Annotated in this window: 10 protein-coding genes; 1 reads left to right on the plus strand and 9 read right to left on the minus strand. The window is 63.6% G+C overall.

Features of this window, described 5'->3' with window-relative positions; translation table 11 throughout:
- Nucleotides 1–147: 147 nt before the first annotated feature.
- The 8 genes from FFS60_RS09080 to FFS60_RS09115 form a co-directional block, all read right to left on the minus strand.
- On the minus strand, nt 148–1,515 hold the full coding sequence (locus tag FFS60_RS09080) for a DUF1329 domain-containing protein (protein ID WP_028631359.1): 1,368 nt from the start codon (nt 1,513–1,515) through the stop codon (nt 148–150).
- 63 nt (nt 1,516–1,578) lie between these two features.
- Nucleotides 1,579–3,546, minus strand: coding sequence for a DUF1302 domain-containing protein (locus tag FFS60_RS09085; RefSeq protein WP_137821783.1), 1,968 nt, complete (start codon nt 3,544–3,546; stop codon nt 1,579–1,581).
- Nucleotides 3,547–4,065: 519 nt separating this feature from the next.
- The gene (pepN, locus tag FFS60_RS09090) at nt 4,066–6,723 is read right to left on the minus strand and encodes an aminopeptidase N (protein WP_137821784.1); all 2,658 of its coding nucleotides are present in this window, start codon (nt 6,721–6,723) and stop codon (nt 4,066–4,068) included.
- Nucleotides 6,724–6,828: 105 nt separating this feature from the next.
- On the minus strand, nt 6,829–7,659 hold the full coding sequence (locus FFS60_RS09095) for a DUF2797 domain-containing protein (protein WP_137821785.1): 831 nt from the start codon (nt 7,657–7,659) through the stop codon (nt 6,829–6,831).
- A complete protein-coding gene (locus FFS60_RS09100) occupies nt 7,659–7,919 on the minus strand; it encodes a YeaC family protein (protein ID WP_137821786.1) in 261 nt (86 codons plus the stop codon). Before FFS60_RS09100 ends, FFS60_RS09095 begins: the two co-directional genes overlap by 1 nt.
- 36 nt (nt 7,920–7,955) lie before the next feature.
- Nucleotides 7,956–8,822 (minus strand): rhomboid family intramembrane serine protease, encoded by an 867-nt coding sequence (locus tag FFS60_RS09105; protein ID WP_137821787.1) that lies wholly within the window; start codon nt 8,820–8,822, stop codon nt 7,956–7,958.
- A complete protein-coding gene (locus FFS60_RS09110) occupies nt 8,819–9,793 on the minus strand; it encodes a metallophosphoesterase (protein ID WP_137821788.1) in 975 nt (324 codons plus the stop codon). Before FFS60_RS09110 ends, FFS60_RS09105 begins: the two co-directional genes overlap by 4 nt.
- Nucleotides 9,793–10,680, minus strand: coding sequence for an NAD(+) kinase (locus FFS60_RS09115; RefSeq protein ID WP_028631352.1), 888 nt, complete (start codon nt 10,678–10,680; stop codon nt 9,793–9,795). The genes FFS60_RS09110 and FFS60_RS09115 overlap by 1 nt, the downstream gene beginning before the upstream one ends.
- 93 nt (nt 10,681–10,773) lie before the next feature.
- Between FFS60_RS09115 and FFS60_RS09120 the strand changes: the two genes are divergently transcribed.
- Nucleotides 10,774–11,718 carry a DUF1853 family protein gene (locus FFS60_RS09120; protein WP_137821789.1) on the plus strand — a complete coding sequence of 315 codons (945 nt, stop codon included), beginning with the start codon at nt 10,774–10,776 and terminating at the stop codon, nt 11,716–11,718.
- Nucleotides 11,719–11,843: 125 nt separating this feature from the next.
- Here FFS60_RS09120 and FFS60_RS09125 read toward each other — a convergent pair whose 3' ends face one another.
- Nucleotides 11,844–14,111: an Ig-like domain-containing protein gene (locus FFS60_RS09125; RefSeq protein WP_137821790.1), complete on the minus strand. Its 2,268-nt coding sequence runs from the start codon at nt 14,109–14,111 to the stop codon at nt 11,844–11,846.
- Nucleotides 14,112–14,125 lie beyond the last annotated feature (14 nt).

Raw genomic sequence — 14,125 nt, forward strand, 5'->3', positions numbered from 1 at the left:
TCCTGACCGCGCGCCTCTCCCTGGATGTAGCCCATAAACGACAATGCCCGTATCGATCGATACGGGCATTGTCTTCAGCTTCGACTCAGACGGCTAGGTTTTCACACAGTCTGTAAAGAGCGGCCTTTTCCAAGGGGTGTCGCGGAATCAACGAGTACCGCGGCGACGCAGGGCAGACGGCTTGAAGTAGCCATCGTCCGGCACGGCCTGGGTGAAGTCGATGGTGGTCGGCTCTTCGTTGTCCAGGTTCTGCACGTGGTAGCGGCGGGCCTGAAGGTCGTGGAACACATCCAGCGCGGACCAAGTGGTCGGCAGGTCGTAGTAGTTCTTCAGGTAGGCCACCGATACGCGCCACAGTTCGCCACGACCGTCGTACTGGTCGACGACAGCGGCTTGCCAGCTGTCCTCATCGAGGTACAGGGTGCGCTTGGAGTAGATGTGGCGGGCGCCCTGCTTCAGGGTGCCTTCCACGACCCACACGCGGTGCAGTTCGTTACGGGTGACGGCCGGGTTCAGGTGGCCCGGTTGCAGCAGGTCCTTGTACTTAACCTCCGGGCTGGAAACCTTGTAGTTGTTGTACGGAATGTAGATTTCCTTCTTGCCCACCAGCTTCCAGTCGTAGCGGTCCGGAGCACCGTTGAACATGTCGGTGTCATCGGCGGTACGCAGGCCGTCAGCGGCAGCGATCGGCGTGTCGTAGGCGAGGTTCGGCGCACGGCGCACGCGACGCTGGCCGGCGTTGTAACCCCAGGCCTGACGCGGCTCCTGCACCTGATCGAGGGTCTCGTGGACCAGGGTGGCGCCACCGGCCAGACGAGCCGGGCTCTTGGTGAAGGACAGGTAGTAGAACAGGGTGTTGTTCAGGTCAGCGTACGAACCTTTCGGGTTGTAGTACTTGAACAGGGCTTCCTGCTGCGAAGTCACCAGGGAGTAGTCGCCATTGCGCTGCACGGCCACTTCCGAGGCGCGACGCACGATGTAGCTGCCACGGTAGCGGGTGATGTGGTTCCACAGGGCTTCCACGCCGTTTTGCGGGATCGGGAACGGGATGCTGCCGTAGGCATCGGCAAAGCCGTTGCCACCGTCCAGCAGCTTGGCGGCAGAGGCGTTCTTGATGGCGTTGTCATACACCCACTGCGGCGCGGAGCCGGAGCGGCGGGTCTGGTAGACCGGCATCTGGAAGCTGCTCGGGTAGGCGTTGAACAGGGCGATCTGACCAGGCGTCAGGTTGGCCTTGTACTGGTCCAGGTTGGCCTTGGTGATGGTGAACAGCGGCTTGTCTTCCGGGAACGGGTCCGGATGGTGCTGACCGGACTTGTAGCCGGCCGGCGCCTGGGTGATGCCACCGGTCCAGGCCGGGATGGTGCCGGCGGCGTTGCCGGCTTTCTCGGCGCCGAAGGGGGTGAGGCTGGCGCCGAGTTTGGCGACATCCTGGGCCGAAACCGACGCCAGCGCACTGCTGGCGGACAGCGCCAGGGCAACCGCGGCGCTAATCAGCGAAAGCTTTTTCAGCATGGGGTTTCTCCGTGATGAGTCTGTATCGGGCGCCTAGGGACGCCCGTGTAGTTCTTGTTGGGCTTAGAAGGAGTACTTGACGTTGACACCGATGTTGTCGCGGTCACGAACCGAGTTGTTCTGGCCGCCACCGTAGAACTCGGTGTACTGCAGCTCGGCTTCCAGGCTGTTCAGGTAGCTCGCCTTGACGCCGACGGTGTAGGCCTTGCGACCTTCGATGAAGTTGCCGGTCTGGTAGGAGTTGCCTTCGAAGTCGTCCTTGTAGACGACATAGGGCGAAACGTTGACGCCAGCGTAAACGTCGTTCCAGGTACCGGACATCAGCAGGGTGTAGCCATAGGCGTTCTTGTTGACCTGGTCGTCGCGATCGCCACCGGATACGTAGGAGCTGTTTCCGCGGCCGGAGTAGTAGCGGGTTTCGCCGTTGTACGCGGTGTACTGCAGACTGCTGCCGCGCAGGTGCTCGGACGCCAGCTCGGCAACGCCGAACAGGGAGTCGAAGGACAGCGACGGACCGAAGTTGTAGATGGTACCCAGGGAGGTGTTGAAGGCCTCCACGCGCTCGGAGTTGTGGATCTGATCGGTGATCTGGACCGGCCGGCCACCGATGTTGACGGTCTGCCCACTGGCCAGCGGGGCGGCCTGGCCGAGCAGGTCGCCGAGCAGGTCGTTGGTGGTAGCGACGCCAATTGGCAGGTTCGGACGGTAGGCCAGCTCACCGAAGACCGAGGCTTCGCCCAGGGTCGTGTTGAAGCTCAGGCCGTACATGCGAATGTCTTCGGCGTATTCGCGACGGGCGTTGACCTGGTTAGCCACGTCCACGGCCGCCGCGCCGTTGACCAGGCCAAGCACCTGACCGGCCGCCGCGTTGCCGCCTGCCGCCGCTGCAACCAGATCGTTGTACGACGCGAAGCCTCCGAGACCGGCCAACTGATCGATGTCCAGGCCGGCATAACTGGAATTGAGGTCTGCATAAATGGTCGGCTCCTTCGCGTGGTAGTTCACGAAGTAGAAGCCGAACTCAGTGGAGTTGAGCTCTTCGGCGATGTAGCGGAACGCCACGCCGAACTGGCCGTCGTTCTTGGCGTTGATGTCCTGGCCGACATTGGCGACCTTGAACACACCATTGGAGTCCAGGTAGCTGGTGCCCTGCAGGCCGCCGAAATTAGCCCCGGCCAGTTGCGGATAAAGGGTCTGGAACAGCGGGTTGGCCAGTGCGCCGACCGTGGTGTAGGCAGTATTGCCGCCATCGGCAAACAAATCGGTCTCGGAGTAGTAAGTCCCCACCGGGTCGATGGCCGACTCCTTCCAGTTCCACTGGTAGAAGGTTTCCATCGACAGGTTTTCGGTCAGGCCGAGGTTGAAGCTCAGGGCTTCCACCGGCACCAGCACTTCCTTCAACTCGGAGCCCGGCAGGCGGAACTTGGCGGCGTCCACCGGGTTGGTGGTGTTTACGCCACCGCGGTAGAAGATGCCCTCACCCCAGTTGAACACCTGCTTGCCGATACGGCCGGTGACCGGCATGTCGGCCACGTCCCAGTTGCCGTAGAGGTAGGCGTCGAGGATCTGCGCGTCACGGCCGGCCTTGTGGCGGGTTTCGTAGGTGAAGCTGTCATCCTTCGGGAAGTTCTGGCTCGGCTGCACCGGGTTGTTGTTGTCGTAGTAGTCATTGCGCTTGTCCATGATCTGAGTGTCATAGAACGCAGTGCCACGAACGAACATGCCGTAATTCTTGTAGGTCGCTTCCAGGTCGGAAGTGATCTTGTAAACCTCGGAGACCAGGCCGGTATCGAAGTTGCGGTTACCGTCGTTGGTGTTGATGTCGTTGTTGGTCTTGTCCTGGCCCTGTACGCGCCAGAGTTGGCCGTAGGAGACCGTGGTATCCAGGGACCCGGAAATTTCGTCGTTGGCGAAGCTGAACTCCACCGCCTGGGACTGGGCGGCCACCAGAAGGGGCAGGATGCCGGCAAAGGCGAAACCTGCCTTGGCCGGAGCGAAATGCAACATGGGCTTATGAGACTTGAGCTCCATCGAGTCTTACTCCGTGGACTGATCACTTTGTTATTGGCAGCCCGTCGGGCAGGCTTGTTTGTCCGGCCGCTCTTGGCAGCCTTTGTTCTTCGGCAGGAAATCCCCAGCGCAGAGCGCACCCCGTTCCCGATGCACCGAAACAGGGCCAAATCGTCAGCGCCGCTGCAACCATGGTGCCAAGTCGCAAATGAGTGTCAGAAAAATTCCACAAGCCACGCGACAATTTTCAGTCAAACAAGTGACTGATCATCCAGTGATCAATTTCAATTTTTCTGTCCGATCTTGTCTGACGATCTGGCTCGATTTGTCACTCAAGATCACACTTGCAGGGCATGTACGCTCATACCAAAAGCTGTCTGGTCAAGGCCTCTCTGGCCTTTTAAGACTGTTCGCGCATAACAACGGTCTGATGCATTTCTTTGGGTAACAAAAAAGTGTTACCATCGCTAACCGGTAACACTTTTTGAAGGAGAGATTTCGGAGGGATGACAGCCCGCTTTCACGGGCTGCTGGAGGGCGTCAGGCGAGGCTCTTGCTGACCACTTCGAAGACGTCGCTGGACAGCTCGCCAGAGGCGAGGATGCGCTCCAGCTCGACCTTCATCAGTTGCTGGCGACTGGCGTCGTACTTGCGCCAGCGCGTCAGCGGTGCCAGTTGGCGGGAGGCGATCTGGGGGTTGAACGCGTTCAGCGTGATCACGTGATCGGCGAGGAAACGGTAGCCAGCACCATCGGCCCGGTGGAAGTTCACCAGGTTCTGGTTGGCGAAGGCGCCGATCAGCGCGCGTACCTTGTTCGGGTTCTTCAAGGTGAAGGCCGGATGCTCCATCAATGCCTGGACGCGCTCGAGGCCGCCCGGCAGGCCGCAGCCGGCCTGCACGCTGAACCACTGGTCCATCACCAGCGGGTCATCCTTAAAGTAGTCGGCGAAACGCGACAGGGCGTCGGCCTTTTCTTGCTCGAAACCAGAATTGACCAGCACAGCCAGGGACGACAGGCGCTCGGTCATGTTGTCGCTATCGTTGAACTGCTCCAGGCAGGCCTCCAGCACTTCGGCCTTGCCGCTCTGCATCAGGTACGACAGGGCGATGTTCTGCAGGGTGCGGCGGGCGATATGCGCCGCTTCGGCCACATAACCGGTTTCTCGGGAAAGCGCGCGGTTCGCCTGGAAACGGGCCAGCAGCGGCTGGAACAGGGCTTCGCCGATGGACTGACGAGCGAATTCGCGGGCGGCATGGATGGCATCCACATCCGCGACTTCACTGATTTCGGTGAGGTAGGCCTCGCTCGGCAACGAGAGCATCTCGGCAACCATGGCCTGATCGAGGGACTCGTCCTCCAGCAGAGTGCGGAAGGCGGTGATCAGGCGCGAGTCCAGCACCAGCTTCTCGCCACGCTGATGCTGTGCAATCAGCTCCTGCAGCACCTGTACCGACAGTTGCTGACCCGCTTCCCAGCGGTTGAAGCCGTCGGAATCGTGCTGCATGAGGAACATCAATTGATCGCGGCTGTAGGGGAAGCTCAGCTTCACCGGTGCCGAAAAACCACGCAGCAGCGAAGGGAGCGGACTTTCGGCGACATCGACGAAGGTGAAGCACTGCTCCGCCTCGCTCAAGGCCAGTACGCGACTGCCGCCTTGCGCGGCGTCTTCGCCTTGCAGACGCAGCGGCAGCTCGCGGCCCTGGCTGTCCAGCAGACCCAGCTCCACCGGAATGACGAAGGGTTGCTTGTCCTTCTGCCCCGGGGTCGCCGGGCAGCTCTGGCGGAAGGTCAGGCTGTAGGTCTTCGCTGCCGCATCATAGGCCTCTTCCACCTGCAGGCGCGGAGTTCCGGACTGGCTGTACCAGCGTTTGAACTGACCGAGGTCGACGCCGTTGGCGTCTTCCATGGCCTTGATAAAGTCATCGCAGGTCACCGCCTGGCCGTCATGGCGTTCGAAATAGAGATCGGTGCCTTTGCGGAAGCCCTCGGCGCCCAGCAGGGTGTGGATCATGCGCACCACTTCCGAGCCCTTCTCGTAGACGGTCAGGGTGTAGAAGTTGGAGATCTCGATGAAGGAGTCGGGACGCACGGGGTGGGCCATGGGGCCGGCATCCTCGGCGAACTGGTTGGTGCGCAGGAAGGCCACGTCCTCGATTCGCTTGACGGTGCGCGAGTTCATGTCAGCGGAGAACTCGGCATCCCGGAACACGGTGAAGCCTTCCTTCAAGGACAGCTGGAACCAGTCGCGGCAGGTCACGCGGTTGCCCGACCAGTTGTGGAAGTACTCGTGTGCCACCACCGCCTCGACCCGCTGGTGCGCGGCGTCGGTGGCGGTCTCGGCCTTGGCCAGCACACAGCTGGAGTTGAAGATGTTGAGCCCCTTGTTCTCCATGGCGCCCATGTTGAAGTCGTTCACCGCAACGATCATGAAGATGTCCAGGTCGTACTCGCGACCGTAGACCTCTTCGTCCCAGCGCATGGACTTCTTCAGGCTGTCCATGGCGTGCTGGACCTTGTCGATGTTCTCGGGCTCGACATAGATACGCAGTGCCACGTCACGCTGCGTCATGGTGGTGAAACTGTCTTCCACGCACCAGAGGTCACCGGCCACCAGGGCGAACAGATAGGCCGGCTTCTTGAAGGGGTCTTCCCAGGTCGCCCAGTGCCGACCGCCCTCCTCTGCCCCGCTGGCCACCGGGTTACCGTTGGACAGCAACACCGGGTAGCGATGCTGCTCGGCGCTGACGGTGGTGGTGAAGGTGCTCATCACATCCGGGCGGTCGAGGTAGTAGGTGATCTTGCGGAAGCCTTCGGCCTCGCACTGGGTGCAGAACATCTTGCCGGACTTGTACAGCCCTTCCAGCGCGGTGTTGGTTTCCGGATGGATGCGCACCGTACTGTCGAGGGTGAAGGCCTTCGAAACCGGCTGAAGAGTCAGGTGGCTGTCATCCAGCTGGTAGTCGGCGGCGCCCAGTTCGCGGTCATCCATGGACAACGACAAAAGCTCCAGTTGCTGGCCGTCCAGCACCAGGGGCGGCAGGCCCTCGCCGCGCGCCGGATTGCGGCGCATCACCAGCTGGGCGTGGACCAGGGTGTGGTCCTCGTACAGCTCGAAGGTCAGGTTGGTCTCGTCAATCAGGTATTCCGGGGCCTGATAGTCCTTGAGGTAGATGACTTTCGGTTGCTCGGTGCGCATGGTCGTCTCTTCGCTTGCGGGGCGGCCCCGAAACCCTGGGCCGCGCATGATGAATGGGTCAAGGTCGGAGTATGGACTATTCCCCTACCGACCTTCTGCCAGAACCTATGCCGCGCTGATGGCCAACTGGTAGGCCGTGTACTTGCGCAGGTTGATCACGCCGGTATCGAGGATCAGGTACTGGCCCTTGATCCCCCGCAGCGTACCCTCCACCACCGGCGTCTTGTCCAGATCGAAGCTGACGACCTTGGTCGGATAGGCATCCACCGGGTAGCTGATCTCGACGGTCTGGATATCGCTGACCGGCTGGATCGCCTGCAGGCCAAAGCGGTCCTGGAGCGCGCGGATACCCTCGGCGCAATGCTCGAACAGCTCGTCGCGAACGCTGGGCAGATCCAGCGACGGCGCCTCGCCCTTGAGCATGGCACGCCAGTTGGTGCGATCGGCTACCCGGCTGCGCAGCAGGTCTTCGACGAAGCCGGACTGCTGGCGGGTGGCCACACGCATGATCGGCAGCGCTTGGCTGGCGCCCTGGTCGATCCAGCGAGTCGGCACCTGGCTGGCACGGGTGATGCCTACTTTGATACCCGAGGAGTTGGCCAGGTAGACCACGTGGTCGGTCATGCAGAAACGCTCCCCCCACTCCGGCTCGCGGCACGTGCCCTGACCGAAGTGGCACTTCTCCGGGCTGACGATACAACTGTCGCACTGGGCCAGCTTGGTGAAACAGGGGTAGCAATAGCCCTGGCTGAAGCTCTTCTTCGTCTTGCGCCCGCAATGGGTGCAGTGGATGGCCCCGAGGAACTCCAGGCGAAGCTGCTTGCCGATCAGTGGGTTCGCCGCGATATCCGCTTCGCCGAGGCGAAAGCCGTATTGCACGGGCGTTTCAAGGCGCACCGACATCTTGCTGAGTGCACCGCGTCCTAGTTCCAGCATCAGTGGGCCGAATTCGACTTGAACAGGATGTTAGGGATGGGATCGGACTTGGAGCTGCACTCCTGCGGCCCCATGTAACCGGTGCGCTCTTCTTCTGGAAGGTTCTTCAGCTCCCAGGCGATCACCGCCTGCAGCGACAGCTCCTTCTGCTCCTGGGTCAGCTTGCGGCCATCCGGCCACTTGCCGATTTCCACGGCCAGCTTGAGGCTTTCGTAGACATCCTGGGTGATGTTGCTGATCAGATGGGCAAAAGACGACATGGGCCGCTCGCAGGAAAATGGGACAGGCCGCGCATTCTAACGACCCAGGCGCGCCAAGGCACCTCCAAGGAGGCCAGTGGCGCAACCGACCAGCAATCCGCCCACATGGGCACCGTTGGCGATGGCGCCGAAACCCAGGGCGGTGATCAGCCCGGACAGGCACACCAGCAGCCAGATCAGCATCATCGCCATCACCCCGGGCGGCAGACGGTAAGCCGGGCACGGTGCGAGGCGCTGGAACACCCAGCAGTGGCCGAGCAGCCCGTAGAGCACGCCGGAAAGCCCGCCGAACAACGTGGGGCCACTGGTGAAGTACTGGGCATAATCCGACACCAGGCTGAAGCCGAGGGTCAGTACCAGCAGCACCGCCCCTCCCTGCCGCGCCTCGATGCGCCGCCCGAGTTCCCAGAACCACATTCCGTTCATCGCAAGGTGGAGGATGCCGAAGTGGATCAGCATAGGCGTCACCAACCGCCACCACTGCCCGGCTGCCAGTCCCTCTTCCAGGGACGAGAAGTAGATGTAGTCACCCTGGACCTGGAAGTCCTGGAAGCTCAGCCAGCGGATGGTGGAAAAGTTCTCTCCCAGACCGGTGAGCGCTGCCACCGCCAGGGTCAACAGCAACACCAGGCTGGTGATGGGACTGGCCTTTAGCTGCGCGAGGATGCCAGGGCGCGGCGCTTCGGTCGGCGCCTCATGGGGCAACTGGAAATGCGGGTCGCCATCAGGAAAACGCTGGTAGAGTCCGCGCACCGTCTCCGCCAATTGCGGCCCCGGCACCCAAAGCACCTGCTCGCCGGATTCCTCGCTGACCCGATAGGGCACTTCCAGGCGCTGCAACAGGGCCACGAAACCGGAAAGATCCACGGTCAGGGGTAAACGCAATACTTCAACCGCACTCATCGGGGCTCCTCGGGGCGCTCCACTTCGACCCAGACGAACTTGTCCGGGTCCAGCCGGGTTTCCTGGTCAAGCCGGTAGGCCACCAGCTTGCCGTACATCACTGCGCTGTAGTCCAGGCAGGCCAGGTTGCCGCGAATCGGCGCCGGACGGCCGCGCCGCCAGTAGTGGCCGACGAACAGCATGGGCTCTTGCGGGCCGTAACTGAGCAGGCGCGACTTGTGTGCCTGGGACAGCGGCTGGCTGGCCACCTGCTCGGGCAACGCGTCGGGCTGGAAAACCACATCACCGTATGTCTGCGGATCCTCGGCCCAGAACTTGGTGCGGAACGCCGAGCGGGTGAAGCCGTCGCTGCCGGTCAGGGTCATGCCGCCGGGCAGTGGCAGGTCGGTGCCACGCAGCAGCCTGTCGAACACTCGCGTGGCGAAGCTGGACGGATCGACCGCAGCCTTGATGAAAGCTTCGTTGATGCGCCCGTCCGGGTGCATGTCGCGCAATGCAGCGATCATATGGCCATCCCAGCAGGCGTGGACCATGCGGAAATGGCCGCCATCGAGGAAAAGCGGCAGCTCGTAGAACCAGCCGAGGAAGTCCCTCCAGTCGGCCGGATGGCCTTCGAATTGCTCCAGGGTTTCCTTGATCAGCCGGGCATGGCGCGGGGTGTGCTCACGGACAAAATGGTGCCCGCTACCGGGTGGCGCCGGAGTGCTCCAGCCAAGGGCGTTGTACTCATGGTTACCCATGATGCACAGGGCCTGCCCGGCTTCCACCATGGCGTGAACCAGGTGCAGCGCTTCGCGGATGCGCGGACCACGGTCGATGATATCGCCCAGGAACAGCGCCATGCGCTGCGGGTGCTGCCAGGTGCCATTGTGCTTGCGATAGCCGAGGCGATCGAGCAGGCGCTCCAGGGTATGGGCGCAGCCGTGGACGTCGCCGATCAGGTCGTAGCCACGGCCGGGATCGAGGCTCATCAGTCGCCTCCGCCGAGTCGGCTGCCCCAGCCCAGCTTGGTCCGACAGACCTCGTAGTAGTTGTGGTCCAGGGGGTGGATCAGGCGCAGTTTCTGCGGCTTCTTGGCCACCGTGATCGTATCGCCGGGGGCGCAGGTAAAGTGGTTCTGGCCATCGCAGGACACCAGCGGATAGATCTGCAGGTTGGGCGAGACCACAATCTTCAGCTCGCTGGTGCTGTCCACCACAATGGGCCGGCTGGACAACGTGTGCGGATACATGGGCACGATGACGATCGCATCGAGCTTGGGATGCATGATCGGACCACCGGCGGACAGCGCGTAGGCCGTGGAGCCAGTCGGCGTGGCGATGATCAGTCCGTCGGCCTTCTGGCTGCAGACGAACTGGCCATCGATATGCAGCTCGAACTCGATCATCCGCGTCGATTTGCCAGGGTGCAGCACGACGTCATTCAGCGCATCCCCCTGACCGATGGCCTCACCATGGCGGCGCACCTCCGCCTCCAGCAGGAAGCGCGTCTCGACGCTGTAGCGACCATCCAGCACCTCGGCCACCTTCACTTCCAGCTCGTCAGGACGGATATCGGTGAGAAAGCCCAGGCTGCCGCGGTTGATTCCCAGCACCGGCACGTTGTGCCGCGCCAGGGCCCGGGCGGCGCCGAGCATACTGCCGTCGCCGCCGACCACGATCACCAGGTCACAGACTTCGCCGAGGATCTTGCGCGACGAGGTCTGCAGGCCATGGCCCGGCAGCACTTCGGAGATGGTGTCTTCGAGAATCACATGGAGGTGACGGTCCAGCAGGAATTTTTTCAGCCGGCGAATGGTGTCGAGCACATGGGAACTGCCCAGGCGACCGATTATGCCGATATTGCGGAATTGCTCCATGGTGCTCCAGGGCGGCATTGGCGGGTGAGGAATGGCGAAAGTATGGGGGATAGAGACGGACAGCGGCAAACCACTGTCGGCTATGCTCGCAGCATGCAAGCCTTCGAATCGCTGACCGAGCTCCCCCGCCAGCTTCGCCACCCCGGCGTGCGCGATCTGGCCTGGGTCCTGCTCTCGCCTCCGCTGCTCAGCCAGCCGCCCTGGCGCCAACGCCATCCGCTCAGCGCCAGCGGATGGGCCAGCCGGCCCGAGCGCCTGGCCGACTGGTTGCATCGACTGGATCAGCACCCCTTGCCACTGGAGCACTGGTTGGCGCAAGCCTCCAACCGTCGCCTCGGCCTCTACTACGAGCGCCTCTGGCAATTCGCTCTGGGCCAGGCGCCGGATGTGGAACTGCTGGCGGCCAACCTGCCGATCCGCATCGCCGGCCAGACCCTGGGCGAGCTCGACTTGCTCTTGCGCGATGCGGAGGGCGTTCACCACCTGGAGCTGGCAATCAAGCTCTATCTGGGCCCACGCCATGGCGATGGCGGCAAATCCTCCGAGTGGATCGGCCCGGGCAGCCACGACCGCCTCGACCGCAAACTGGAACACCTCAGCCTGCACCAGCTCCCCCTCTCGTCCAGCCCCGAAAGCCGTCATGCCCTGGCCCAGCTGGATGCCCAGCCGGCCAGCGCCGAACTCTGGCTCGGCGGCTACTTGTTCTATCCCTGGCCGGGCAACTGCACCGCACCGCTCGGCGCCAACCCTGCTCACCTGCGTGGTCGCTGGTTGCGCCACAACGAGCTGGAGGACTTCCTGGGACAGACCAGGGACGGCAACTGGCAGCCGCTAGCAAGGCAATCCTGGCTCGCCCCGGCAGCCTGTGATCCCGACGACCTCTGGACAGAGGAAAGCTTCCGGCAATGGCGCCAGCAGTTGCAGCCGGACAGCCCGGCGCGCCTACTGGTGCGCCTGGCGCCGGACGCGGATGGACGCTGGAGGGAAGTGGAGCGTGCATTCGTGGTCAGCGACCGCTGGCCGCTTGAGCCGCTGTAGACCGCAGGGCGGCCATGCACGCTGAAGCGCCGGCCCCCACGACCCCTTGACCAGGCGATCCCGCAGAGCCCGAAAAACAAAACACCCGCAGCCCTGCCGGCCTGCGGGCGTTCGTCAAATCCCGCCTACCGCACAACCACCGGACTGGTCCGCACGGTCCCGAAGGCCGAGCGCGCCGTGGCGCTGGGGTTGTTGCTCGGCGCAATGCTGGAGTTGGTCACCGCCACCCGCCAGGTGCCATTGGCTGCCGGAGTCACAGTACCCAACAGGGTGACGCCGGCGCTGCTGGTCACCTCCACCCGGATGCTGTTGCCGGCCGGCCGCGAACTGGTTCCGCTGATATCCCAGTCATAACGCCGCGCCGACGGCGACAGGATGCCCAGGATGCCCGAGACCAGGCCGCCCAGACCGCCCGTGGCACGCACCGTAGCCGAGCTGATGCCGAGGGTTTCCGCCGGCACCTGCGCAGGCGCCACCGCCACGCTGACCGTCGCCACTGCGGACAGGTTGCCCTGAGCGTCCTGGGCGCGATAGCTGAAGCTGGCGTTCAGCGGGCTGGCCAGGGTAGCCGGCGGCGTGTAGGTGACGCTGGTGCCATTGCTGGCGACACTGCCCTGCCCGGCCGGTGGCTGGGTCAGGCTGGCGACGGTCAGCGCACCGCCTTCCGGATCGCTGTCATTGGCCAGCACATTGACGGTCACCGGATTCGGCGCCGTGGTACTCGCCGAGTCATTGCCCGCCGTCGGTGGCTGGTTGCCGGCCACTGTCACGGTCACCGATGCCGGCGCCGAGAGCGCGCCCAGGCTGTCCCGCGCCTGGTAGCTGAAGGTGGCGGTCAGCGGGCCACTGAGTCCGGCCGGCGGCGTGTAGGTCACCGAAGCGCCGTTGGCGGTCACGCTGCCGCTACCGGATGCCGGCTGGGTCAGGTTGGCAATGGACAACGGCACGTTGCCGTCCGGGTCGCTGTCGTTGGCCAGCACATTGATGGTCACCGGCGCGCCGAATGCGGTACCGGCGGCATCCGCCACGGCCACGGGCGACTGGTTGGCCGACCCACTGGGGGTACCGACCACCACCACAGGCTCGGTATCGACGCCACCCGCAGCGGATTTCACCGTCACATAGGCCGGCGGCTGCGCCACCTCACCGGCCACCAGCCGCTGCTGGCTCCCGGCAACCCGGATCAGGGCCCCGAATCCTTCGGCGGCCAGCACAGGCACCAGCACCTCATCGCTGGAGCGCGCCTCGATGGTCAGGGTGCGATCAGCCGCGACGTAGCGAGCCGAGCTGATTTCCACCTGATCGGTCAGCGGTTGGCTGAGGGTAGTGGGAGCCGTGACGCCGGAACTGTCGCTGGCGGTCACCACCACCAGCGGCGGCAGGCTTGCCGGGCTGCTGTCGAGGCCAAAGAACGTGCCGCTGCCGCTTCCGGTCATCTGGAACTGGCAAGGCGACGGCGGATCGCCCACCAGATCGATGGACTCCCGAAAGCACAGGTTGGCGCCGGCAGTGGAATTGCCGAACACGGAGATCCAGGTGCGCTCGGCGCTGCGGCTGTAGCTGGCCCGGGAAACCTCCAGCGAAGTGCCTGCGCGGCTGCTCAGGACCTTGCCGGACAAGCTGAACAGGTTGGTCTGCGCAACGCGGCCGCCGGGGCCTTCGATACGCACGAAGTTGGTCCCGAAGGGACTGCCAATGACCTGCTCGGTCAGGTTGGGGTCGCCGATGAAGGTTTCCACCAGGCCGGTCTGCGGGTCGGTTTCCCGATAGGGGCCGTTGCGGCTCACCAGGAAGGGGCCAACGTTGCCGGCCATGGCGCCTCGGAAGTCACCCGGCGCGCCGATGCCGATGTCACGGGTCATGTTGATGGCTCGGCGACCCGGCGCGGTGATATTGAAGGTGTCCACGCCATAGGGGTGGATGACCCGGTAAGTACCAGCCACCGGCACATTCACCCGGATGCGGATGCGCGCGAAGCTCTGCTGGTCGCCCTGCCGCGGCACCTCGCTGGCGAAGGCCGCCTCGATGCCGGCGACATAGGCTTCCAGCTCGATGCCGTTGCCCGGGTCGTCGATTTCCGCTTCGGCGAGCATCCAGAAGCTTTCATCCGGGAAGTTGCCGGGGAAGGCGATGGGCTTGGTGTCATCGAAGATGCCGGGGCTGGGCAACAGGGTACACATATAGCTGCCCGGCGCCCTGGAGCTCAGCGCCTTGGACAGGCACAGCTCCAGTTTCAGCTTCGCCGCATCCGACTCCGCCCGGTCCTGGTACCACAGGGGAAAGCCGCCGGTTGCCGCGGTGTAGGGTCCCGGGTCGACAGCAGCGAGCTGGGCCTGGGCGCTAATGGCGCCAAACCCCAGAACCATCGCAAGAACTACTGGCCACTTGTGCATGACAGTCTCCATAG

Source organism: Pseudomonas sp. D(2018) (assembly GCF_005502555.1).
GTDB classification, from domain to species: Bacteria; Pseudomonadota; Gammaproteobacteria; order Pseudomonadales; family Pseudomonadaceae; genus Metapseudomonas; species Metapseudomonas resinovorans.

Bases quoted from the DNA above. Each gene is read 5' to 3' on its own strand.
- FFS60_RS09110 (WP_137821788.1), bottom strand. From the start codon at position 9,793: ATGAGCCTCGATCCCGGCCGTGGCTACGACCTGATCGGCGACGTCCAC.
- FFS60_RS09095 (WP_137821785.1), bottom strand. From the start codon at position 7,659: ATGCTGGAACTAGGACGCGGTGCACTCAGCAAGATGTCGGTGCGCCTT.
- FFS60_RS09125 (WP_137821790.1), bottom strand. From the start codon at position 14,111: ATGCACAAGTGGCCAGTAGTTCTTGCGATGGTTCTGGGGTTTGGCGCC.
- FFS60_RS09100 (WP_137821786.1), bottom strand. From the start codon at position 7,919: ATGTCGTCTTTTGCCCATCTGATCAGCAACATCACCCAGGATGTCTAC.
- FFS60_RS09085 (WP_137821783.1), bottom strand. From the start codon at position 3,546: ATGGAGCTCAAGTCTCATAAGCCCATGTTGCATTTCGCTCCGGCCAAG.
- FFS60_RS09120 (WP_137821789.1), top strand. From the start codon at position 10,774: ATGCAAGCCTTCGAATCGCTGACCGAGCTCCCCCGCCAGCTTCGCCAC.
- FFS60_RS09105 (WP_137821787.1), bottom strand. From the start codon at position 8,822: ATGAGTGCGGTTGAAGTATTGCGTTTACCCCTGACCGTGGATCTTTCC.
- FFS60_RS09080 (WP_028631359.1), bottom strand. From the start codon at position 1,515: ATGCTGAAAAAGCTTTCGCTGATTAGCGCCGCGGTTGCCCTGGCGCTG.
- pepN (WP_137821784.1), bottom strand. From the start codon at position 6,723: ATGCGCACCGAGCAACCGAAAGTCATCTACCTCAAGGACTATCAGGCC.
- FFS60_RS09115 (WP_028631352.1), bottom strand. From the start codon at position 10,680: ATGGAGCAATTCCGCAATATCGGCATAATCGGTCGCCTGGGCAGTTCC.